A 23,739-nucleotide genomic window follows, 5' to 3' on the forward strand; every position below is an offset into this window, starting at 1 on the left:
TGCAAGTTTTGAATTAGGGCTTGTATTTTATTCTAATATCCAATATGCTTTAAATAGGGGTAATTTTAGCATAAAAGTCCTATGAAAAGACTAAAAAAGTGGAGGGTGTAAATATCAAAATTTTAAATGAATTGATTTAAGAAAGGAGTGTATATTCGCATACATATAAAATCCATATATTGTAAAGTAAATATCGCAGCAACGGGAGGTAGAAAATTTTGAATATTAAGAAAAAACTAACGATTGCTTTAGTGGTTGCAAGTGCGGTACCGTTGATTATTTTTACTATCATTAGTTTGAATAACTCAATAAAAAGTGCTACACAAAGTGCGATGACGGATAATCTGCAGCGTTCAGAACTTGCACAAGAAAAAATTGATAAATTTGTTGATAAAAACTTAAATGGGGTAAAATTATTAGCGACGAATCCAATTGTTCGTTCTTATGATGCACAAGCGACAAAACCTGTTCTTATAGATGCTGCCAAAGTATATAAAGATTTGGCGCCTATTGTTGTTACCGGTGCAAATGCGATGCAAGTGGTGAAAAGCGACAGTGCTCCTTTGGCAAATGTAGCGGATCGTAATTTCTTTAAAGATGCAATTTCCGGGAAGGAAGAAGTGGTATCTGAGGTCTTGGTAAGTAAGGACAATGGGCATCTTATTTCTGTTTTGGCTGCACCGGTTAAAGATGCTGCAAGTGGAAAAGTAACAGGGGTAATTCAAGGCAGTATTGAACTTTCCATACTTACGGATATCGTGAAAAGTCTTTCAAAAGAGAATGTCAATGTGTATGTATTGGATCGTGATGGTAAATTATTAGCGCATCCAACAAAAGACCTGCAAAAAGCAGAAGATCGTGTGGATTTGACGAAATTTGATTTTGTCAAACAAGCCTTATCAGGAAAAAGCGGTTCAGATATGGTTGAAATTGATGGAACAAAAATGATGGTAAGTTATACAAAAAATCAAAAATCCGGATGGATTATTTGTTCTGAGATTCCATATAAGGCAGCGATTGCTGAAAGTGTAAAAGAAGCAATTTACACATCGGTCACCGGATTAATTATACTATTATTTACTGGTGCTTTGGCGTTTTGGTTAGCTGGAATAGCAACCAAACCGATTTATGCAATTGTTCAGGCCGCGGATCATATTGCAAATGGGAATTTGGCCGTGGAAGAAATTCAGATAAAATCTAAAGATGAACTTGGGACATTAGCAAAATCCTTTAATGCTATGGTAGAAAATCTTAGAAAACTCATTCGACAAGTACAAAGCAATGCTGAAACAGTTGCGGCGGCTTCACAGCAGCTTAATGCGAGTGCTGATCAGTCTGCGCAAGCCTCCAATCAAGTGGCAGTATCTATAACGGAAGTGGCAAATGGCGCGGAAAAACAAAGAATGGCAGTAGAGAATACTTCTAAAGTTGTTGCAAATATGTCTGATAATATTGGACATGCAACAGTAAGCGTTCGTGCTGTTTCAGAACAATCCGCACAAAGTGCTTCTACAGCTCGTGAGGGCGGAAAGGCTGTGCAGGAAGCAGTTGAGCAGATGATTGAATTAGAAAACACGGTGAATGAATCTGCGAAAGTTGTAACACACTTGGGAGAACGATCTAAAGAAATTGGACAAATTGTAAATACAATTTCAGGGATAGCTGGGCAAACAAATCTTTTGGCTTTGAATGCAGCCATTGAAGCTGCTAGAGCCGGCGAACAAGGCAGAGGGTTCGCTGTTGTTGCTGAAGAGGTTAGAAAACTAGCTGAGCAGTCACAAATCGCAGCGAAACAGATTGAAGATTTAATTCGGGAAATTCAAGGAGAAACAGAAAAAGCTGTGCAAGCAATGGATGTTGGTACAGTCAAAACTAAAGAGGCTACTGGTGTTGTGAATCAGGCTGGTAAAGCCTTTCAAGAAATCGTTGAGAGAGTGGCTGATTTGTCTAAGCAGATTCAAGAAATTACAGTTGCGGTAGGGCAGCTGGATGGCGGAAGTCAAGAGATTGTTTCATCTGTCAAGGAAATTGATTCTTTAACCCATTCCGTGACCGATGAAGCGCAAAATGTTTCGGCAGCCACACAGGAACAAGCGGCTTCGATGCATGAAATTTCTGATTCTAGTAATGCACTTACCAAAATGGCAGTAGAGCTGCAAGCTGAAATTACTAAATTTCGGACGTAATATTAAAATAACTTTCTCATAATAAAAGAGATAAAAAGCTGGACCCTGATAATTTAGGGTTCAGCTTTTTATTTTACAATGACGTAGTCGAGATCTTATCGCCGCCCCGCGCCTTTGTCTAAACTCCGAGGTTACCTTAAGGTAACCTCCTAATCATAAAGTGCGTTCTTCTTTTTTTATGACATTATAGTTATAATGAAATTAAAAATCAATATCAAGCAAAAGGAGGTCTTATGGTGAAAAAAATCTTAATTGTATTGTTGCTGGCCTTGTCGTTTGGAAGTATTGTCTTCCCCGGAGGTCGTGTTCAGGCAGCGAGCAGAGATTTTGGTTCAGAGAATAAACAATTCGTTGAAACATTTTGGAATCAACTTTTCAATCAGCACAATGTAAACGTTATTGACAGCAAGGTTGACGATATCTATATCCAACATAGTCCATCCGTTGCAGACGGGAAAGTAGCGTTCAAAAATGCAATGACGGATTATTTAAAAGGATTCCCTGAAAGCACTGCTGAAATAAAACGCATAGTTTCTGAAGGTGATTATGTCTTCATTCATAATCACATCAAACTAAATCCACAAGATCGTGGACAAGCAGCAGTCGATATTTTCCGCGTTGAAAATGGAAAAATCGTAGAACATTGGGATATAATTCAGGATGTTCCTGAGCAAAGTGCAAATAATAATACAATGTTTTAATTAAAAATAAATTAGAAAGAGGTGTTAGATTTATGAAAATTGCTATAATTGGTGCGACAGGCCGAGCAGGTTCTCGTATTCTTTCGGAGGCATTGAATCGTAAACATGATGTGACTGCGATCGTTAGAGATGCCGCAAAAATAAAAAATGATGTTGTTAAAACTTTGGAAAAAGACATTTTTTCACTTTCTACAAGTGACTTGCAGGCGTTCGATGTTGTTGTCAGCGCTTTTGGTACACCAAGGGAATCGCATCATTTACATCTGGAATCGGCAAAACATTTGACCTCTATTTTGAAAAATCAAGAAAAACCTCGTTTAATCATCGTTGGTGGTGCTGGAAGTTTACTCGTAGATGACAAAGGAACAGAACTTTGTAAAACGCCAGATTTTCCACCTGAATATAATATCACTGCCACAGCGATGCATGAGGAATTAAATTTCTTATATAATGTCATTGATGTCAATTGGGTATTTCTTAGTCCTTCCGCTGAATTTGCGCCTGGTGAACGTACTGGACACTATCGATTAGGAAAAGATCATTTACTTGTCGATAAAGAGGGCAATAGCTCAATCAGCATGGAAGATTATGCAATCGCACTTCTCGATGAGATAGAAAAGCCGAAGCACAATAAAGAACGATTCACGGTTGGTTATTAAAAATATAAAAGACTCCTTTCTTACGAAAGGAGTCTTTTATATTTTTATGATATCTTCGTTTTTTAAATACAGGTTTGTCCAGATATTGATTTTGTCCATAATACCAATTAACGCCATGCCCTCTTCTGTTAAGCTGTATTCTACAGTTGGTGGTACAGTTGGATAAACTTTCCGTGATAAAATTTTGTTTTCTTCTAGTAGCTGCAAATTTTCCGACAGCACTTTCGCACTAATCCCATCAAGCTGTTTTTGCAGCATAGCAAAATGTTTAGGCCCCTCTGACAAAGACAAAAGAATATTGGTTCTCCATTTTCCTTTAAGTATGTCAATGAAACAGTCAAATGGGCATTGATATTGTTTTGTATTAAATAAAAACAAAATAACACCACCTCTTTAATCGCTTAAGCATTCATTATAAATCCTTGTTTTCACATTTTAACAATCTGTATTAACATTTGTCAAATACTGATAAAATTAAATGGGTTTTGAACATAGAGGGGTTGGAATGAAGCATTCTAATATTCTCATTAAGGAAGAGAAAAATAAAGCAAGATATATAGACTTCTATGATAAAATTATGTTAGCAAATAAAATAGTTGAGTTGAGGCTCTTTATATAAAATTTTGAAATTTGGAGGTCATTATGACAAGAAAATATAATCTATATCAAATTGACGCATTTACAAAAGAAAAGTTTGCGGGAAATCCAGCGGGAGTTATAACGAATGCCGATGGGTTAACTGATGGTGAAATGCAGAAAATAGCAAGAGAACTAAATAACTCTGAAACGGCGTTTATCTTTCCCTCTAATAGTAGTGAATATGATGCACATGTCCGTTTTTTTACCCCGACAAGTGAAGTGCCGATTTGCGGTCATGCTACAGTTGCTGCACATTATGCTCGCGCTCTTGAAAAGGGGCTGGAAACATCCAGAGTCTATCATAAAACAGCGGCTGGAATCTTGCCAGTTGATATTATAAAAGAAAATGACGATTATAAAATCGTCATGACGCAGGGGAAGATTGAATTTGGGGCGATCCTTGAAGGCGAAAATAAACAAGAAATTTTGAGTGCGCTACATTTAAGCGATACAGATCTGCTCGAAGGGTATGACGTTCAGATTGTCTCGACAGGTCATTCAAAGGTTATGATTGGGATAAAAAGCGTTGAGATGTTACATGATTTAAGACCGGACTATGATGCGTTGTCTAAGTTGAGTAACGTGATCCAGTGCAATGGATATTATGTTTTTACGATTGACGCGCAAGATCCTGATGTTCTCGTCCATGGGAGAATGTTTGCTCCTGCAATTGGGATTCATGAAGATCCTGTTACGGGGAATGCAAATGGACCATTGGGTGCCTACCTTGTTCATCATGGTTTTGTCGAACATAATCATTCATTATTTAGATTCACCGCGAAGCAAGGCGAAGCCATAAAGCGGGCGGGACGGATTGAAGTGGAAGTCAAGATAGAAAATAAAGAACCTATTGAAGTTAAAATTGCAGGACATGCTGTGATCCTATTTAAATCTGAATTGTTATTGGATGATGTTGTTTCGTGATTGATTATACAGACAGTTGGTCATTGTTTAGTTCTGTATTTTGTTGTAAAAGTTTTTTAAAATGTTTTAATTTTCTCCGCGCGATATATTTTCTCGCAAAGATATGCGGAATTGCAACACCTATGGCTATTGCAAGTATCGTGAGATTTGCGATAATACCGCTTTCAAAGACCTGGATAAAGGACGAGATGTCCATTACGTTCACATTGATTATGCCAAACATTAGACGATACATAAAGACGCCGGGAATCATAGGGATGACCGAAGGAAGCGTTATGACATGCATTGGAGTATGAATATAATGTACACCCTTTATCGCAATAAGACTGACCAGCATCGCGCCGGCAAAAGATCCTATCGGTAAGCCCATATCTAAATCGTAGGTTATAAAATTCCTTGTACATACGGATATCATTCCGCCTATAGCTACTACCCATAGAAGACGTCGAGGTACATTGAAAATCGTTGAAAAGCCGATGGAAGCGATAGCGGCTGAGATGGCGTAAACTAGATAAGAACTATCAGGTCTGGTATTTATCATCGTAAAGTCTTCTACCTGACATAACTTGATCGCGAGGACAATACCAAAACTCATGCTGCCAACCATCAATATGGTATTGATCGCTCGAGTCATGCCGGAGACGATATAATTATCCAACATATCGTCAACCGAATTGATTAAAGGGATGCCGGGAACGATGAATAAGGCGCAGGCCAGAAGAGGATGCCACGGTGTCGTCGATCCTGGAATAAAATGCGTGAGGTAGGCCAGCAGCGTGGCAATAAATGATGCAATGGCGATAGAGGCATACGGATTGATCGCAAGTTTATTACAATAAAGCCGCAGATTAAAACCGAGTGAAGCACAACAAGCGGTATAGAAAAACGCTAACCAATCCCCACCAAAGAGTTTGCAGAATCCACCGCAGGCTAATCCGGCGCCAATGGCAATAAATGTTGAGGTATATTGCTTTTTTTCGATCATTATTTTATTTAATTCTTCTTCATAAGCGTCCAGCGTATAATCTTTTTCTATTGCGCGCCAAGATAATTTGCTTATTGCAGAAATTTTCGTCATGTCAACGCCATGTTTGATACATTTCTGAAACTTGGTGATCGAATGATTTCCATCACTGATATTGACCATGATCGTTGTATATGTGATGTGTATATGAAGTGTTTCAGCATATATTCCCATAAAAGCAGCGACACGTTTCATCGTTCTGGTGATACGATTGGTATCGGCGGCACTTTCCATAAGAATTTGACCTGTTTTCAAAATTAGCAGTAGTTTTTTTCCTATCTCAAAATAGGGATCTTGTCGATATAATTGTTCTTGATTCATACAATGCTATTTCCTTTGTTTTTATAGTATTGTAAAGTGCAATGCATAAAGAGTCCAATTACAATTGCTTTTCATTATCATTACTTTTAGTAATTGCCAAATAGCGATAATATGGAACAATGCAGATAATTCAAGGCGATAGAGAGTAAATAAAAATAGATGAGACAATGGAAATCTATTTTAAACAATAAAATGATAACATTTATGCATGAAAATCGGTTATTGTATAATATAAAATATTTATTTGCAAGCATAGTGTTTCAATTTAGTACTTACAAAAATGTAACTGTTGCATCATAATTTTGTTGAATGAAAGACTTTGAAATTAAAAAAAGGACGGTCGCGTTTTTGCTACGACAGTCCTTTCTTTTATTTTTAGATCTAATCATATTACCAAGAAAACCATGTGCGTGTTCCCTGAATATGAAGCAAGGTCGAAGGATTGAACCCTAAAGTTTATCAACAAGTTTTTGGATAAGAGGATATTGATAAGATTCCCCATTTAAAGCTTTGCTTGCTGCGATTATCGATGTAACCAAAAGAATGATCCAGAAGATCGCCACAATAGGAAGCAGGAAAACACCGATGACCAACATACATAAAAAGCTAACAATAAAGGATATGGTCAATATCGTCAGATGAGCAACAAGCGCTTGCTTAGCGTGCTCATAGACAAAATCATCATCTTTTTTGAATAGAAAAATAATCAATGGAGCGATGATAAACCCTAATCCACCTAAAAAATACGCTATATGGGCTAAAATGGCTAAGAGTTTTTGTTCGCCAGTTATTTCGTTCATGCTACCACCTCCTAATTCTATTTTATAGTAGACTGTCGCATTTGTATATTTTATTCCGAAAATTTTGTAAGGAAATTTCATGTAATGAAATCAAAGGGATGATTTGCTGATTCTGATCGGAAAATCATGTAAAATGAGAACAGCAAAACATTATAATCAGCAAGCTTATAGGTTAATGCGCATCAGTTTTGGAAAAGATAAAATGACATCTTATGATAGTATTGTTTAATTAAATTACGGAGGGATCGTGAAAACTGACTATGACGCAATCTAATCAACAGGTGCAGAAAGGCGTACTTCTTTTCATTCTGATTTTAGGCGCATTTTTATCGCTTTTAAATCAGACAATCTTAAATGTCGCTTTACCTGATTTAATGAAACATTTTGATGTTACTACAACGACCGTCCAATGGCTGTCAACTGGTTTTATGCTGGTAAACGGCATTATAGTTCCTGCAACGGCTTATTTTATGAAACGGTTTACAACTCGACAGCTTTTTATCAGTTCCATGCTTTTATTGCTCGTAGGTACTTTGATTAACGCAATTGCACCAAACTTTGCGATCCTATTAGTAGGGCGACTAATTCAGGCTGCAGGTGCTGGTATCATTATGCCCCTATTGATGGTGGTCATTCTTGTAATATTTCCTGTGGATGGGCGTGGAACTGCAATGGGGATGATTGGGATTGTCATGATAGTTGCGCCGGCCATTGCGCCAACCTTAGCTGGCTTCATCATCGAACATTTTTCATGGCGATGGTTATTTATTGGGATGCTTCCACTGGTTGCAATCGTTATTATTTTATCATCTAAATATTTGGTAAATGTATCAGAAGTATCTAAGCCCAAATTAGATATTACCAGCATGACTTTGTCAACAATCGGATTTGGCGGGATTCTTTATGGCTTTAGCAGTGCTGGTGACAAAGGATGGAGCAGTATAATCGTACTAGGCTGTTTAATTATTGGTACCATTTGTCTGATACTTTTTAGCTGGCGTCAGCTTACTTCAACAAATCCGTTGATGAATCTACAAGTTTTTAAAAGTCGAACATTTACAATGACGACAATCATTCTTATTTTGATTACAATCGTTATGTATGCAGATATAATTTTATTGCCTATTTACTTACAGGGGAATATGGGATATACGGTACTTCAGACTGGTTTGCTGCTATTACCGGGGGCATTGATAAGTGCTTTGATGTCACCTGTATCTGGGCGGCTATTCGATAGAGTCGGAACAAAACCATTAGCTTTGGCGGGGTTGTTCTTTACGGTTATCGCAATATGTGGCATGTCCAATTTCAGTGAAACGACAAGCTATGATTATTTAATGTTAAGGGTTATTATATTACGCCTTGGGATGTCGCTCATTATGATGCCTGTAAATACGGGCGGACTGAATGCACTTCCTAAACAGTTAACTGCTGACGGCACAGCAGTTAGCAATACGGTTCGGCAAGTGGCAGGGTCGATTGGAACTGCACTGCCTGTAACCATTATGACAATTGGAACGCAACGGCATAGCGATGAATTGATGCAAGCTGGTGATATTTTAGTTCAGTCAGAGATTCTTAGACAAGCTTCTATACATGGAATAAATGATGCTTATCTTTTTACTGCGATTATCGTGATCGCAGCACTTCTCGCGACGATCTTACTACCAAATCAAAAGAGCGTGAAAAGGCGGCAACCTGCTAAATAGCAAGGCTTAGAATCAAAGGGACAGTTCTATTGATTCTGAAAATAAAATAAAGTAAAATGAGAATAAAGAGAAATATGGTATGGAATTTTGAACGATATAAATAAGATATGCACATTCTCTAATCGACGCAAACGAAGTGGTAAACTTTATGAAGCGAAGAAAACTTCGGGATATTTCATACTTCAAAATAACTAATAAAATAAAGGAGATGTACATATGGAAGAAAATTTTTGGTATGCATTTCTTTTAACTGCACTGGCGGGGCTTAGTACTGGATTTGGTAGTCTGATCGCTCTATTTGCTAAACAGACCGACCGACGTTTGCTATGTACTGCGCTTGGATTTTCAGCGGGAGTCATGGTTTATGTCTCTATGATCGAACTGATGCCTGAAGCAAAACTTGCACTGCTCAATCATACAAGTATGGCTGAAAGCGGTTGGTATGTGATTGCTGGCTTTTTTGGCGGAATGCTGTTGATTGGCTTGATTGACCTATTTATTCCGCATCACATTAATCCCCATGAAGTCAGTCACATTGAAAGTGAGGAAAGCCGTTCTCATCAAAATCAAAAGCTGCTACGCATGGGAGTTCTGACAGGCCTTGCGGTAGGTATTCATAATTTTCCTGAGGGTATTGCGTCTTTTTTATCCACATTGCATGATTCTGGAACCGGATCGATGATTACGGTGGCGATCGCGATTCATAATATACCGGAAGGAATCGCTGTTTCCTTGCCGATTTATTATGCTACTGGCAGTAAAAAGAAGGCTTTTGTATATTCGTTTTTGTCCGGTGTAGCCGAACCCGTAGGCGCTCTGATTGGCTACTTATTCTTACAGCCATTTTTGACCGAGTTTGTAATGGGTATTACGTTTGCCGTTGTCGCCGGTATTATGGTATTTATTTCTTTTGATGAATTATTGCCGGCTGCCGAAAAATTTGGTGAGCATCACCTTGCTATTTATGGTTTGATTTTTGGTATGCTGGTTATGGCGGTAAGTTTGCAGTTAAGCGTTTAGTAGATGAAATAAATTTTATTGTATGTATTTAATAGACGAATAAGGACGATTAGGATATAAAACTAATAAAAGTGTTGGGTTGGGCTTCGTGATATGCTCCCTTCTAGGTAAACAAGTGAAAGAATAAAAACTTGTTGATTAGAAGGGCGCATATTTTTTTATGTTCAAATAGCTTTGACAATCAGGGAGCTGGCGGGGTATAGTAATTATAATATTACAATTGTAATCATAGAAGGTGAATGTTATGAATAAGTTACCACAGATATCGGATTCAGAATGGCAAGTTATGAAAGTATTTTGGAAACATGGGAAACTTACTGCCAATGAAGTGATTGATAAATTTGATGGGGCTACATCCTGGAAGCCCAAGACGATTAAAACTTTACTTGGACGACTAGTGAAGAAAGAAGCTATTGCATTTGATAAGGATGGCCGGACCTACATTTATTATCCGCTTGTTACGGAAAGTGATTGTGTAAAAGCGGAAAGCCAGTCTTTTTTAGAAAGGGTATTCTCTGGTTCGCTAAATGTGATGTTTGCCAACTTCCTCGAAGAAAAAGAACTGTCGGCTACAGAAATAGAGGAACTAAAGCGTATCCTTGATCAAAAACAAAAATAAGGAGGGCTCTTATGATCTTGCATTCCTTTATTTTCTGGCTGCTCTACTCTTCGCTTATGGGGAGTTTATTGACGGGAATCATTCTTCTCGTCCGTGCAATTTTTAAACATAAAATGGATGCTAACGGGCATTACTTACTATGGTTTTTATTGATCGTAAAATTGTTTCTTCCTTTTGCACCCGAGAGTCCTATCAGTGTATTTAATATTTTTAATCAGGTGACCTTTCAAAATTTTACTGGCAATTATTTTGAAGGCCAAACGAATGAAAAGGCGATCCAGAAGTTAAATAAGCGGTCGCACATATCCCAAATGGGAGAAGTTGATGATTATTTTATTTCGGTAAACAGGCCTTTCCTATCTGGGGACAAGGTTCTATTTTTAGCCTGGTTAATGGGCGTAGTGAGCCTAACTGCTTACACGTTCCATTTGACCAGAAAGCAGAAATGGATCATAAAAAACAGTTTGAAAGTAGCAGATCGTGAAGTCCTTCATTTACTTGAGGAGTGCAAACAGACGATAAATACTAAGGCTGTTCCCGTGTTAGTTGAATCACCGTTGATCCGGAGTCCGATCGTTGCGGGTGCAGCTAGATCGTATATCATATTCCCGACAGGAAGTATAGGCAGGTTAAGCCAGGCAGAAGTAAGGTTCATTTTGTTGCATGAGTTAGCGCATCTTCGGCGCAGAGACTTGTACATGAATTGGATGATAGCTTTGTTTCAAATTATGCATTGGTTTAATCCAATCATCTGGTATGCTTTTTACAAAATGAGGCAAGATCGCGAATTAGCCTGTGATGCGTATGTACTTTCTGTTCTGAACCCGAAAGAATATAAAAGTTATGGTGCTGCCATTATTTCTTTTTTTGAGATGAATGTAAGGTCTTCTTATGGATCGATCACTGGATTTGCAAGTGGAAAAGTCCATTTAAAGGAAAGAATAAAAAGGATTGCCATGTATGAAAAGAGGACCGTAGGCAAGCGGATAGGGGAAAGCATCCTTCTTTTGCTGATGGGATGTTTCTTATTGACAAATGCAACGGGGGCATCCGGAGTTATACAGGTAGAAAAATCATCAAAACCAAATCATGATATTATTTATGAAGATCTGAGTGCTCATTTTAAAGGCTTCGAAGGATCTTTCGTATTATTTGATGTGGAAAAAAATCATTATCAGATATACAATGAAACCAACAGTCAAAAGCGCGTATCACCGGATTCAACCTATAAGATTATGAGCGCTTTAATAGGTTTGGAGACAGGCGTACTGGCAGATGAGAATGCTGAACTAAGCTGGGATAAAACTGTTTACCCGATTGAACCTTGGAATAAGGATCATAATCTTGCCTCTGCCATGGCTTATTCAGTTAATTGGTATTTTCAAAAAGTTGACGCCATGGTAGGAGAAGACAGAGTTGAAAACTATTTACAACAAGCAGACTATGGTAACTATGATATTTCTGGTGGTATGCGCGATTTTTGGATTGAATCTTCGCTAAAGATTTCTCCTTTAGAGCAGGTTGATTTACTCAAAAAATTATATGCGTATGACTTGCCATTTTCTAGGAGGAACATAGATATTGTCAAAAAGCTCATTAAAATATCAGCGCAGGACGATGTAATTCTATACGGTAAAACAGGTACTGGGAATGTAAATGGAGATACTCGTAATGGCTGGTTTGTCGGGTACGTGGAGCGTAATGGCAGGGTTTATATTTTCGCGACAAATATTCAAGGTCAAGAACGGGCTGACGGAGCAAATGCTAAAACAATAACATTAGATGTTCTTAAAGAGAAAAAAATTATTTGAAATATAAATGTAAAGGTAGCGTACGGGATACTTATCCCGGCGCTTTTTTATCGTCAATATAAGGTACTTATAAAAAGATTATTTATATTGACACATTTAGATTACAAATGTAATATTTAACTATAGACTACATGTGTAATCGATTGAGTGAAAGAAGAGGTGATACAAGAATTTGTTTCGGCTATACTGAATAAAGTTTAATCAATAATAGAAAGGAATTTTAAGATGAAAAAAATATTCCTGGTACTAATGACCGTTATTTTCACTAATTTTGGATGTATGACCAGTTTGGATGCAGCTGGATTGGAGACAAGGACAGACTTTGAGCAAATTTCCAAACAAGAATCTTATCAGGCAACAGTAAAGGCAGTAGCCATACAATTAATGCAACAATACAATATCCCCGGAGCCGCTATTGCGGTCATTGATGGTGATCAAACTTATACATATCTGTTTGGCAGCATGGATCAAGCGAATGGCAGGCCTGTTACTGAGAATACCATTTTTGAGGTCGGTTCCATTACGAAGTTATTTACTGCTTTGCTTTGTGCAGAGGCTGAGGATAACAAGAGTATAAAGTTATCTGATCCACTAACTGACTATTGTCCGAAATTTAAGAAGCACAATTCGGCAACAGCACAAATTACCTTAACGCATTTACTTACGCATACGGCTGGTTTTCCCTTGAATTTGTCCGAAACAATTACCGATAAGCCCCAAATAGCTGCCCATTTGTCCACATGGCAGCCTGAAAAAAATATTGGCAGTCAATGGCAATACTCTAATGTAGGTATTGGCTTAGCAGCGATGGCCTTAGAAAATCAAACCCATAAGTCTATAAATGAATTAATGAAAGAAAATATACTGCGACCGCTAGATATGACGCCATTGGGGATAGAAGGTGTAGAAACATATCAGGAGAATTATGCGCAGGGTTATTCGACTGAAGGAAAAGCAGTTCCGCACGTTCGTTATGACCGTGATCCTTTTTTTAGTGCCTATAGTCTTAAAGCAACCATCAACGATATGTCTAAATTTTTGGCAGCGGCCATCGGTTTACCGAATACGCCGGACAATATCAAAAAAGCGATGCACAATGCGCAAACACCGCGTGTCGATAACGGCAATATGCAGCAAGGTTTAGCTTGGCAGGTGCACTCTCTGCAAGACGAGAACATAAAACATGAACCGGAAAATCTCGACTTAGGGCCACGGACTGTTCATTGGCTGCCTAAAGCGCAGCAGATCTATAAAGCCAATGTTTTGTTGGATAAAACCGGCGGTACCGGAGGATTTAGAAGCTATATTGCCGTTGTACCTGAAAAAGAGCTTGGCGTAGTTATTTTATTGAATAAATATATTTCCAATGGCGCTGTCGTGACTGCCGGTAGAAATATCATTGGGATCAGAGAATAGTTCGTATAAAATTTCTCTGAAAATTGGCATGTTCAATAAGGTCTTTTCGAAATACGATAAGTAAGCTAAAGATATTAGATCTTAGTGAGCATAGGTCGGAAGCAATAGGAAAATAACCTTGGTCAAACTTATTGACCAAGGTTATTTTCCTATAAGTTTAGAAGGTTTTTGGCTATACATCAAGAAACAATAAAAAAATATCTTTTTGAAAGAAGATCGTGAAGTCAGGATTCAAGGAGGGTGTCATCATGTCACTTTTAGAAGATTGTCAGAAATCACTTTCTAAAAACAATTTTAACTGTGAAATCGCAGGTAACGTTGTAGAAGCTGGTAATATCATAAAAAACCTCATAGAGAAATTTCAGCCTGAAACTGTTTCTTATGGAGATTCAGAGACCCTTAGAAGTACAGGAATTATTGCATATTGTAAAGCATGCAGTGACTTTAAATTTATTGATACGTTTAACCATGAAGAATCATTCAAGGAACAGATTGGGCGAAGAAAGGAAGCTCTTTCTTCGGACTTGTTTTTGACAGGAACGAATGCGGTAACCCTCGATGGCGTTCTTGTAAATTTGGATATGATCGGTAACCGCATTGGCGGGATTATTTTCGGACCCAGAAAAGTTATTTTAACTATAGGGATAAATAAAATCGTTCCTGATATCCAAGCTGCATTTAAAAGGATTCGGGAGTGTGCAGCACCGAAAAATGCGGCGCGTCATCCAGAGTTAAAGACTCCATGTATAAAAACAGGCAGTTGCATGAATTGTTCCTCCATGACAAGGATATGTAACAATTGGTCAATAACAGAGAAATCCTATCCCAAGGGGAGAATAAATATAATTCTTATCAATGAGGAACTGGGTTTGTGATTGATTAAAAGAAGAAGTGACGGTTTGTGGTAGGTATATAAATATTTAAAAAAGTAGAGTAATTAGGGAATATGCCTTCTATTCTACATTTAAAATTAAACCAAATTCATCGAATAGGCCTTTTTCCCCAACCATGGTTACACGGATAGCGCGTCCATCAGATAAATATTCTATCCATTTAAGCTCAAACATACGTTGCGTCAGTGATGCACCTAAGCTACCAGCTAAATGATATCGGCGTTCACTCCAATCTAAACATTGGCGAGCAAAGCAACGACGATTTTTTCGTTCTTTTTCAACATCTATTCCGAAGGTTTTAAATTTGGTTTTACCTGCTTCAGTTAATAGGAAATCTTTATCTGCTTGCTCCAGAAATCCGTCTTTAAGTAGTTTATCTGTTAAGTTTACCCCTAGCTTACCTGCCAGATGATCATAGCAGGTTCTTGCGAGCTGTAAAGCTTGTACTTGATTCGATTCTCGCAGAGAGCGAATGGGCTTGGAAGGAGAAATTGCAAGAAGAGATTCAAGTGCAGTTGCCACTTCGGTAGTTGCAAGACGAAAATATTTATGGCGGCCGAAAGACTCTTGAACGAGGAGTCCGCCTTTTATCATTTTAGCGAGATGCGTGCTAGCCGTTTGAGGAGATATCCGAGCGGAACGGGCTAGTTCGCCTGCAGGTAAGGCTTTTCCGCCGAGCAAATTTAGAAGCATTGTAAGACGTGAAGGGTCACCGATGAGAGAGGCAATTTCCACGAGATTAGGATTTATCATCATATTTAATAGCTCCTTGTAACATTCATACTTCGATTCTAGCCGAATTATTGCTATGTTACAATGATGATAGATAAAATATTATTTAAATATATATAAGCAGGTGTACGTTATGATATTAGTTTTATTTGAAGTTACAATAAAAAAGAATCATATGGATGATTATCTCGCCTTAGCCGCTAATCTTAAAAATGAGCTCGTAAAAAGTGAAGGCTTTATACGAGCAGAGCGTTTCTCCAGCCTTGTAAATGAAGGAAAACTTCTTAGCTTATCTGTTTGGGAAAGTGAGGAAGCGGTAAGTAAATGGCGCAATCAAATAGAACATCGTATGAGTCAGCGACAGGGACATGATGCAATATTTAAAAGCTACACCATTACTGTTGCATCGCAACTTCGCAGCTATAGCAATATCGAACGGTCAGACGCGCCGGAAGATTCCAATAGGCAATTTCTATGAGATTAGGATTTATCATCATATTTCAGTTGCATTAATATTTCGATCTTAATCGAAGTATTACCATGATACAATACGCTTAAATGAAAAAGTGGGATATGATGGAGGTATCGTAGATATGAATGATAAGCAAGACTTAATAGAGCAGCATGGCTATATCAAACAGCAAGAAGATGGACGATTTGCAATACGGGTTCGAACCATTGCAGGTAGCTTAACTAGTGCTCAATTACACAACCTAGCAGATTTATCCGATAGATACGGTAATGGTCAAGTGCATATTACCACTCGACAATCAGTAGAACTTCATTGGATACCGGAAAAAAATCTAGACAGCATTTTTCAAGAGATAAATGAGTTGGGTTTATTGCTTGCAGTCCGTGGACCGCGAATATTAACCGTTATTGCTTGTCCTGGGATAAAGCTCTGTAAAAAAGGGATTTGCAACACTGTAAATCTAGCTGCTCAATTGGATGCTTTAATGGTAGGGCGGAATCAGCCGTCAAAAACTAAAATTGCTTTAAGCGGTTGTCCTAATTCTTGTGCTAAGCCTCAAATTAATGACATTGGGTTGCATGGAGTTGTTATCCCAACTGCTGACAGTGGTTGTATTGGTTGTAAAGCATGTGAAAATGTGTGTAAACTCAAGGCAGTTTTAATACAGGACGGCAAGCCCTGTATTGCGGTTGAAAAGTGTATTGGCTGCGGATTGTGTGTGAAAATTTGTCCTAATCACGTTTTACGTATCCATAAACAAGGCTATAGCCTGTACGTGGGCGGAAAGATCGGTAGAAAACCAATCTTGGGTAATAAGATTTTTACTGTTATACCAGAGCAGGAAGCTATTTCCTACATTGAATCAGTACTTCAAGTTTATAATCAATTAGCTTATAAAAATGAACGAATTGGGGATGTAATAAATCGAATCGGTTTGAGTCGGTTCCTACAAGAAATATTGCACCATGTTCCAGAATGCTAATGCCAATGATGAAATAGAGATTTGATTTGGTGTGCAATTCATGTACATTCAATTAACCTTTTTCCTAGTAGTAATTTAGAGAGAATCATATTGCCGATAACAGCGAAAAGGCCACAACTCATGAGGAGATGTGGCCTTTTGTATAAAATTTTAATTAAAAAAAGTGCTTCAAATATATATCAATCGTTTTTTTCTGTGAAATAGTATAATAATGCTGCAACGGGCATACTTAGCCCCAAAATTGATGCAAACATCCAGCCGCCATAAGCATATGCCCAGCCGCCTAATGCCGAGCCGATTGATCCACCAATAAAGAAAACAGCCATGAATACTCCATTTACGCGCCCACGTATTTCACTTCCTAAGGAATAAATTGCACGTTGACCGAGAACAAGATTGCCAGATACCGACATATCTAACGTAATAGCAGAAATGACTATCATAGCTAACGATAATGTTGAATGATTATCAAATAGATGAGTAAGTAAAAAAGATAGAGCGGCAATTACCATTGCCAAACCTGTCAATGTTTTTGTCCAGCCCTTATCGGCTAATCTTCCCGCGATCGGAGCTGCTATAGCCCCAGCCACGCCAGCAAGGGCGAATAAGGCAATTTCTTGCTGTGACAAGTGAAAATGACTGGTTAGCCATAAAGGGATCACTGTCCAAAACAGACTAAATGCACCAAATAGGCAAGCTTGATATAAAGAGCGTCGTCGTAAAACAGCATTTGTTTTAAAAAATGCCCATAAAGAACGAATCAGTTCACCATACTTTATAGTAGGTAAAGGTTTTCGCTTTGGAAGAACTAAGGCTAATAGCACAGTCAAGATTGCGGTAATGGCAGCAGAGAGGGTAAAAACCGCCCGCCATCCCAAGAGATCAGTAATAAAGCTGGCTATAGGTCGAGCAAGCATTATTCCAAGTAATAGTCCACTCATCACGTTACCTACGACTTGACCTCGCCGTTCTATTGTTGATAAATGAGCGGCATAGGGTACCAGTATTTGAGCTGCCACAGAACCTAGTCCAATAAACATTACTGCCACAAGAAAGAACACCGTGTTGTGAGCCAGGGGTGCTGCAATTAATGCACAAATAATGACTGCTAATGCTGATAGGACTAATCGACGATTTTCAATGAGATCGCTAAGTGGAACAATAAATATTAGCCCCAAAACACAGCCAACTTGGGTCAATGTTACGATTAATCCTGCTGCCGCCAGAGGTAGATGGATATCTGCACTGATAGGACCGACTAAAGGTTGTGCATAATAGAGGTTTGCGACAATAACTCCACATGCAATTGCTAATAGTAATGTAATCCAGTTTGAAATTTTCTTAGTTTTTGATCGTAATTTGTTCATAGGGCATTCTTTTCCTTGTTTTAAAATGATGAAGGTTGATATTCTCTTTAAAATAAACAGGTTAAATCATAAAAGCTATTACAAGAGAAGAGCGCATTGCTTATTTTATAGATACGATGGGATTTTCACTAAGTTCAAAACTTTTATTTCATTAAAATGGTTTTCATCAAATCGATATTGTTACAGAGAAATTACTATAACAACGGATTATCTAATTGTATTGACCGTAATTTTCTTTTTTGATTCTTTTATTTCAGTCAATGGTTCCGTCGGATAGCCTAAGGCAATAGCAGATACAGGTGAAAAACCTTCTGGTAACTGTAATTCTCCTATTAATTCCTTTAATAATTTATCATTAGCGAGAAATGGTTTTAAAAACCCCGATAAATATACGCTGCCTAAACCGAGGTCTGTGGCGGCAAGGTGCATAGTTTCTATAATACAAGCAACATTTGCGAGTTTATTCTTTTTAACGGAGACCATAACGACTGTCGGGGCGCCATAAAAAGGCTTCAGTGCTGGATCTCCAAAACCGTTGGCCGCTATTTTTGTCATGTTGTTCAGTAATTCGATTTTTTGAATAACTGTTAAGTGAACGTCTCCATATGCGCCATTTCCTACCGGAGCGGCACAGCCTGCACAGAGTATGGTATCTAATTCCTGTTCTGAAATTTGCTCTGATTTATAACTTCGTGTCGATTTACGCATTGCTATTGTTTTTAAAGTTTCCATTGTCAAATGCTCCTTCGTCTTATCGTAATATTTAATATTGAAGTTCTTTACTCCAATATTAAAACTAAGTATAATTAATATATCAAGTGTTTCAATGTTAAACAAGTACGCAGTTTTTATGTATCAGGTATTACTTTTCGTACCAAAAGGAGCTTTGTGATGGATATTAACTATGAAGAGGTTTTGCAGCATCATTATTTGGAAGAGTGTCCTTTACGTTATACCTTGAATCTTATTGGCGGCAGATGGAAAATTCCTATTCTGTGGGAGCTGAATCGTAATAAGGTAATGCGATTCAACGAACTGAAAAGGGATATATATGGGATTACTAATACGATGTTGTCAAATTCTTTGCAAGAGATGCAAAAGGATAATCTTGTGCAACGTGTTCAATATAATGAGATGCCGTTGCGAGTTGAATATTTTTTAACAGATACAGGAAAGGACATATTTCCTATTCTTTTAGAACTATCAAAATGGGGCTGGAAACAAAAGAAGAAGCAAAATCAAAGTAATTTAAATAATGAAGAGAGCGAAACAAAGTAGAAATAATTCATCTTGGGACAATGGAAAGACATTAGCCAAATTATTGGCTAATGTCTATTTCGATTGGCTGAATTGACGGAAGTGTTGTCTTAAAAGAGCTGTTGTGAAGTAAGTATGCTATAAAAAGTATTTACTTAGTATCGATAGTCTAAGATAAAAAAGTCATCACATTGTCGTCCGTTATTTTTTGATTCGATAGCATAGAGAAGGAAAATTATGAAAGTGAGGATTACATGTCTGTTCAAAAAAGTCTATTAGCATATGAAGAACGATATAAAAAAGTATATGAAGCTGGCGGCATATTTTGGCATGATCATGCATCACCTCAAGAACTCTTAGAGTTTGTAAAAGAGTTACCGATAGGCGCGAAATGCATTGAATTCGGCTGTGGAGAAGGACATGAAGTCAGAGCGTTAGCCAAACTCGGCTTCAAAGTTACCGGAATAGATATTTCTCCTACAGTAATACAAAGGAATAAAACTATTACGCCAGCCGATCTGTGTGTGGAGTATATCGTTGGCGATATAACGGATTTACGTACGATTGGCATTGAAGATGGATCCTTTGATTTTGCCTTGGATATAGGTTGTCTGCACATGTTGAGTGAACCAGTAGATCGTAATTCATATTTAAAAGAAGTAAAAAGAGTACTCAAACCGGGAGCTTTTTTATATTTGCAAAATGGCTTGAGCTTGGAGGATGTTCAACCTCAAGATGCAGATCAAGCGAATGAACTTCAAAAAATAAAAGAATTTATGCAGAATTATAACAGCGAGAAGCTTATGCCAAGAAAGATAATAACAACTGAAGGTGAACGAGAAGTGATGCTTCCACTATGTTCGACTGGGAAATTGCTATTTTTAGAAGAATATCTTTCTGAATTAAGGGAACTAGGATTTTCAATTGTGTATAGTAAGAGAAGTGGCGGTATGAATATGAGTTTTGAAGCCATTATTATTGCTTCGACTTAGGGGACACTAAGAATAGCGTTAGGTTTGAGAAAGGTGGTTATTGCTATATGACCAAAGTAGCAGTCGTAAAAGCTGACACCTACGATACCAAAGTCGTAGACCAAGCCATGCAAGAATTACTCGCCCCTTTAAGAAAAATAGGAAAATATATCAATCCAGGCGACCAAGTCTTGATTGTGTAAGAAATATTTTGACAGGAAGTGGTCATTTATTATTGTTTTAGAGGAAAGTAAGGCAAAAATTATTGGTTTAATAACTAGTTCGATTAAAAAATTTACTCAGAATAATCCTCACGTAAAAGTTTATACGTTTGGCTTATATTCATGTCCTTGGGCTGGATGGTTAACAATTAATTTTGATGCTCAAAAGCATTCCGAAAAATACATAGAAAATCTAAAAGTAAAATATATTTCTTGGGATGAACAGGAATTTTATGATACTTTCTGTAATAATTGTCCTGATTTTGAATATGCTGATTACTCTGCTATGAATTTTCCAATTTGGCAACAACAATGTGAATCTCAAGAAAGGGTTGCATTTAAAAATAGTTTAGGAAATATCATTGAGATAAATCAATACACTGAAGGTGACGAAGCAATTAATAAAGTTGTATATGAGTATTACGTTAATATTTTGGAAGAATTAGAGGAAAGACAGTTATTTGACATTTTAAATCAAGAACAAGTACTGCGTATCGGAGTTCAAATGCTTGACAGTACAATCCAAAAGTTTTGGTTATATCGAAAGTGATGAAAGTGACGCTTCTTTTTTATCATGTTACTTCTGATTTGATCTTTATGAATTATTGGTAAAAATAGCTTGGATTAATGATACTAAATAGAATATAAACAGTAAAAAGTAAACTCTTGCTGAATTCTGTATGAATTTGGCAGAAGTTTTAAGGCTTTATGAGAATATGTAAATTTAATATCAAAAAGTTGATGGCAACGTGACAAAAAAGGAACGTCCCTGCCGTTACTCTGTATTGCCATTATCCGGGATGATGTATTGCGATAAATGTGGAGCTAGAATGACAATTAAAACTGTTGTTTATAAAGATGGACATAAAGGCTGGTTGGTATTGTGTACAAACCGTCATGAGACTGGAAACTGCAATCAAAAGAGCTGTGTATTAAGTGATGATTTCTTCGATGGACTATATCAGCGAGTAGTACGGATTGATGACAATTTGCAATGGCAGTTACAGGAACATGATAAGGAATTAACAAAATACTGTGAAATATTAGTGATTAAAGAAAAAGAATTCAAAAAGAATCAACAGGCGATTGAACGATTGTATGAAATGCGTGAAGAAGACAGTATCGATAAAAATACGTTCTTGGAACGGAAAAACTTACGGGAAAAACAGATTCAGATTTTAAAACGGGAGGTTGAAGATTTAGAGATGATTATTCAGGAACAGTTATGCCATCGTTGGAAAAGTTGAAACAAAAGATTAGGATATTTAAAGAAAATTGGAGACATTTTGAGAGTGTACAGGAACGGAATAGGCTTTTGAAGCGGATTGTGGGGAAGATTACGTATAACCGGGAAGATAATAATGTGTATTTGGGGATTCAATATAATTGATAGAGTAAATGAAAATAGAATATAAGTGATAAAGTAAAACTCCTGCTGGATTTTGTATGAATTTGGCAGGAGTTTTGAACGTTTATGAGAATATGTAGATTTAATACAAGAAAGTTGATGGAAAGGTGACGGAAAATAAACGTTCCCGACTGTCTATAAGGACGGAGTAATTATGTTTGATAGATTATGGAAAGGGACTACCAAGATAACAAAGTTAGAATCATATAGTGTGAACTCACCATGGAAGAATAATGCAGTTCTCTTGCATGTAACTAATGGACTTGGACATTTACGTATGGTTTATGGAATGACAAAGAGTAACAAACAAAAAATCTTTATGTTATTAAAAGATATTCCGTTAGTGAAGTGGCATTGTATTGATGAATATAACTGCCCCACATGTGAAAAACTGATATCTGCTGGTTATGGGTTGAATAGCATAAATGAAGAGGTTATTAGTGAAATTAGAAGTTGTATGAATCAATCTTATAAAACGATTGATCTAGCAGTAGATAATTTAGTACCTATACTAAAACTTCTATCCAGTGGATATTATGTAGTAGTTGATTTACCTCTGTATCCGGCAGATGGAAATGGACAATTTTTTTGGAATCAAAGCAATCAACCAGCCTTTAATAAAGGAACTTGCTCAATTTATTATAAACAAATGTATTCGCAAGGGAGGCCTGCATTTATTCTGCCAAGCCAACTGCCTGAAAGTTATGATGCAGCGACAATGAATCGGTATCAGGAAATGTATCGAGCTGGGGAATCGTTAAGAGGATTAGCTTATTATATGGGGGATTATCTTTGTACTCTGCTGGATGGGCATCATAAGGCAGTGGCGGCAGCCTTGGAAGGTCAAGAGTTTCGTTGTTTAACAATTTTGCCAGTACATGGTGTTTCGTGTTTAAAAGATGAAAAGAATTTTAAAATGTCAATTGGTAGTCAATGGATTGATTCAAAAAATTTGCCGACGAAATTTAACAAAGACTTCAAGAAATTATATGGTCAAGATAATAAATTGAAAACTAACGAAGTTGAAAAATATCTAACTATGGAAGCGGAATGCTGGGAGCAGTTTAAATGGCCACAAGAATTATTAGATATTGGGAAACAATACCCCGATGCATTTACATTGGCTTGTATAGATTTTTCAGGAGATTTATCAGACGAACGTATTTATAGACTTCTTCTGAATGAAGAAGTTGATTCGGAGGACAAACTAGAGTTTATTTTTAAGTCGCTTGTTGGCTTAAAAGATATTCGGGCTACAGAACTGGCAATGAAAATTGCCAAGGATGAAGGACTGAAAAATTTATGGCAGGAGGTTTTTGAATATTTGGCTACTGTCCAAAGTGAACAAATAGAGGATTTCTTTATTGACTTTCTAGTTAATGATGAAAAACTGCGACCGAAACTTACGAAAATAGCGGATAACTATTTAATGAAAAGGAGCGGGAATTGTTGATATTTAAAGAGCTTAACCAATATAAGTATCTTTTTCTGAAGAATATTCCTTGTACAAATGGAAATGAACTGACTATTTGTTTGAAGGCCGGAATAGTAAGTGAAGAAATAGAGCCCCTTGTTTTAAATGGTGTTACTATTAATGATACTCTAGA

At 37.3% G+C, this 23,739-nt stretch carries 24 protein-coding genes; 18 read left to right on the plus strand and 6 right to left on the minus strand.

The genetic code is table 11. The features are described from left to right. Window positions 1–218: 218 nt before the first annotated feature. The 3 genes from BN6559_RS12505 to BN6559_RS12515 all read left to right on the plus strand — a co-directional run bounded on the left by BN6559_RS12505 (window position 219) and on the right by BN6559_RS12515 (window position 3,546). On the plus strand, window positions 219–2,186 hold the full coding sequence (locus tag BN6559_RS12505) for a methyl-accepting chemotaxis protein (protein ID WP_110955028.1): 1,968 nt from the start codon (window positions 219–221) through the stop codon (window positions 2,184–2,186). A gap of 233 nt (window positions 2,187–2,419) precedes the next feature. Further along, the gene (locus tag BN6559_RS12510; RefSeq protein ID WP_110955029.1) at window positions 2,420–2,887 is read left to right on the plus strand and encodes a nuclear transport factor 2 family protein; all 468 of its coding nucleotides are present in this window, start codon (window positions 2,420–2,422) and stop codon (window positions 2,885–2,887) included. A gap of 32 nt (window positions 2,888–2,919) precedes the next feature. Next, the gene (locus BN6559_RS12515) at window positions 2,920–3,546 is read left to right on the plus strand and encodes an NAD(P)-dependent oxidoreductase (protein WP_110955030.1); all 627 of its coding nucleotides are present in this window, start codon (window positions 2,920–2,922) and stop codon (window positions 3,544–3,546) included. Between the two features lie 36 nt (window positions 3,547–3,582). On the opposite strand, the gene BN6559_RS12520 is transcribed toward BN6559_RS12515, so the two are convergent. Further along, a complete protein-coding gene (locus BN6559_RS12520) occupies window positions 3,583–3,924 on the minus strand; it encodes a winged helix-turn-helix transcriptional regulator (RefSeq protein WP_110955031.1) in 342 nt (113 codons plus the stop codon). Window positions 3,925–4,188: 264 nt separating this feature from the next. On the opposite strand from BN6559_RS12520, the gene BN6559_RS12525 reads away from it, so the two are divergent. Continuing rightward, window positions 4,189–5,109 (plus strand): PhzF family isomerase, encoded by a 921-nt coding sequence (locus BN6559_RS12525; protein WP_110955032.1) that lies wholly within the window; start codon window positions 4,189–4,191, stop codon window positions 5,107–5,109. A gap of 4 nt (window positions 5,110–5,113) precedes the next feature. On the opposite strand, the gene BN6559_RS12530 is transcribed toward BN6559_RS12525, so the two are convergent. Both BN6559_RS12530 and BN6559_RS12535 read right to left on the minus strand, forming a co-directional pair. Continuing rightward, window positions 5,114–6,454, minus strand: coding sequence for a threonine/serine exporter family protein (locus BN6559_RS12530; protein ID WP_110955033.1), 1,341 nt, complete (start codon window positions 6,452–6,454; stop codon window positions 5,114–5,116). A 449-nt stretch (window positions 6,455–6,903) separates the two neighbouring features. Beyond that, window positions 6,904–7,254, minus strand: coding sequence for a DUF4870 domain-containing protein (locus BN6559_RS12535; protein WP_110955034.1), 351 nt, complete (start codon window positions 7,252–7,254; stop codon window positions 6,904–6,906). Window positions 7,255–7,514: 260 nt separating this feature from the next. Between BN6559_RS12535 and BN6559_RS12540 the strand changes: the two genes are divergently transcribed. The 6 genes from BN6559_RS12540 (at window position 7,515) to BN6559_RS12565 (ending at window position 14,704) form a co-directional block, all read left to right on the plus strand. Further along, a complete protein-coding gene (locus BN6559_RS12540) occupies window positions 7,515–8,963 on the plus strand; it encodes an MDR family MFS transporter (RefSeq protein ID WP_110955035.1) in 1,449 nt (482 codons plus the stop codon). Window positions 8,964–9,179: 216 nt separating this feature from the next. After that, on the plus strand, window positions 9,180–9,983 hold the full coding sequence (gene zupT, locus BN6559_RS12545; RefSeq protein ID WP_110955036.1) for a zinc transporter ZupT: 804 nt from the start codon (window positions 9,180–9,182) through the stop codon (window positions 9,981–9,983). Window positions 9,984–10,227: 244 nt separating this feature from the next. Next, window positions 10,228–10,602 carry a BlaI/MecI/CopY family transcriptional regulator gene (locus tag BN6559_RS12550; protein WP_110955037.1) on the plus strand — a complete coding sequence of 125 codons (375 nt, stop codon included), beginning with the start codon at window positions 10,228–10,230 and terminating at the stop codon, window positions 10,600–10,602. A gap of 11 nt (window positions 10,603–10,613) precedes the next feature. Continuing rightward, complete coding sequence (locus tag BN6559_RS12555) at window positions 10,614–12,413, plus strand: BlaR1 family beta-lactam sensor/signal transducer (protein WP_110955038.1); 1,800 nt, start codon at window positions 10,614–10,616, stop codon at window positions 12,411–12,413. A gap of 225 nt (window positions 12,414–12,638) precedes the next feature. Beyond that, entirely contained in the window at window positions 12,639–13,829 is a 1,191-nt protein-coding gene (locus BN6559_RS12560) for a serine hydrolase (protein ID WP_110955039.1), read from the plus strand. Window positions 13,830–14,077: 248 nt separating this feature from the next. After that, window positions 14,078–14,704 carry a lactate utilization protein gene (locus BN6559_RS12565; RefSeq protein ID WP_110955040.1) on the plus strand — a complete coding sequence of 209 codons (627 nt, stop codon included), beginning with the start codon at window positions 14,078–14,080 and terminating at the stop codon, window positions 14,702–14,704. A gap of 78 nt (window positions 14,705–14,782) precedes the next feature. On the opposite strand, the gene BN6559_RS12570 is transcribed toward BN6559_RS12565, so the two are convergent. After that, the gene (locus BN6559_RS12570; protein ID WP_110955041.1) at window positions 14,783–15,478 is read right to left on the minus strand and encodes an ArsR/SmtB family transcription factor; all 696 of its coding nucleotides are present in this window, start codon (window positions 15,476–15,478) and stop codon (window positions 14,783–14,785) included. Window positions 15,479–15,587: 109 nt separating this feature from the next. Here BN6559_RS12570 and BN6559_RS12575 point away from each other — a divergent pair, with 109 nt between their 5' ends. Both BN6559_RS12575 and BN6559_RS12580 read left to right on the plus strand, forming a co-directional pair. Then, entirely contained in the window at window positions 15,588–15,932 is a 345-nt protein-coding gene (locus BN6559_RS12575) for an antibiotic biosynthesis monooxygenase family protein (RefSeq protein ID WP_110955042.1), read from the plus strand. Window positions 15,933–16,047: 115 nt separating this feature from the next. After that, window positions 16,048–16,908, plus strand: a complete 861-nt coding sequence (locus BN6559_RS12580; protein WP_110955043.1) for a 4Fe-4S dicluster domain-containing protein — start codon at window positions 16,048–16,050, stop codon at window positions 16,906–16,908. Between the two features lie 179 nt (window positions 16,909–17,087). Here BN6559_RS12580 and BN6559_RS12585 read toward each other — a convergent pair whose 3' ends face one another. Continuing rightward, window positions 17,088–18,275 (minus strand): MFS transporter, encoded by a 1,188-nt coding sequence (locus BN6559_RS12585; RefSeq protein ID WP_110955044.1) that lies wholly within the window; start codon window positions 18,273–18,275, stop codon window positions 17,088–17,090. A gap of 207 nt (window positions 18,276–18,482) precedes the next feature. Continuing rightward, the gene (locus BN6559_RS12590; protein WP_110955045.1) at window positions 18,483–19,007 is read right to left on the minus strand and encodes a nitroreductase family protein; all 525 of its coding nucleotides are present in this window, start codon (window positions 19,005–19,007) and stop codon (window positions 18,483–18,485) included. Between the two features lie 159 nt (window positions 19,008–19,166). Between BN6559_RS12590 and BN6559_RS12595 the strand changes: the two genes are divergently transcribed. The 6 genes from BN6559_RS12595 to BN6559_RS12615 all read left to right on the plus strand — a co-directional run bounded on the left by BN6559_RS12595 (window position 19,167) and on the right by BN6559_RS12615 (window position 23,585). Next, a complete protein-coding gene (locus tag BN6559_RS12595) occupies window positions 19,167–19,553 on the plus strand; it encodes a winged helix-turn-helix transcriptional regulator (protein ID WP_110955046.1) in 387 nt (128 codons plus the stop codon). A 233-nt stretch (window positions 19,554–19,786) separates the two neighbouring features. Further along, on the plus strand, window positions 19,787–20,524 hold the full coding sequence (locus BN6559_RS12600; RefSeq protein ID WP_110955047.1) for a class I SAM-dependent methyltransferase: 738 nt from the start codon (window positions 19,787–19,789) through the stop codon (window positions 20,522–20,524). Between the two features lie 47 nt (window positions 20,525–20,571). Continuing rightward, window positions 20,572–20,706: a hypothetical protein gene (locus BN6559_RS19670; protein WP_267886708.1), complete on the plus strand. Its 135-nt coding sequence runs from the start codon at window positions 20,572–20,574 to the stop codon at window positions 20,704–20,706. After that, the gene (locus BN6559_RS12605) at window positions 20,699–21,274 is read left to right on the plus strand and encodes a hypothetical protein (protein WP_110955048.1); all 576 of its coding nucleotides are present in this window, start codon (window positions 20,699–20,701) and stop codon (window positions 21,272–21,274) included. The genes BN6559_RS19670 and BN6559_RS12605 overlap by 8 nt, the downstream gene beginning before the upstream one ends. A gap of 250 nt (window positions 21,275–21,524) precedes the next feature. Next, window positions 21,525–21,971: a hypothetical protein gene (locus BN6559_RS12610; protein WP_267886732.1), complete on the plus strand. Its 447-nt coding sequence runs from the start codon at window positions 21,525–21,527 to the stop codon at window positions 21,969–21,971. A 315-nt stretch (window positions 21,972–22,286) separates the two neighbouring features. After that, window positions 22,287–23,585: a hypothetical protein gene (locus BN6559_RS12615; protein ID WP_110955050.1), complete on the plus strand. Its 1,299-nt coding sequence runs from the start codon at window positions 22,287–22,289 to the stop codon at window positions 23,583–23,585. The last annotated feature ends 154 nt before the right edge of the window (window positions 23,586–23,739 follow it).

The sequence above is a fragment of the Massilibacillus massiliensis genome, assembly GCF_900086705.1.
Lineage (GTDB): Bacteria > Bacillota > Negativicutes > FLKF01 > FLKF01 > Massilibacillus > Massilibacillus massiliensis.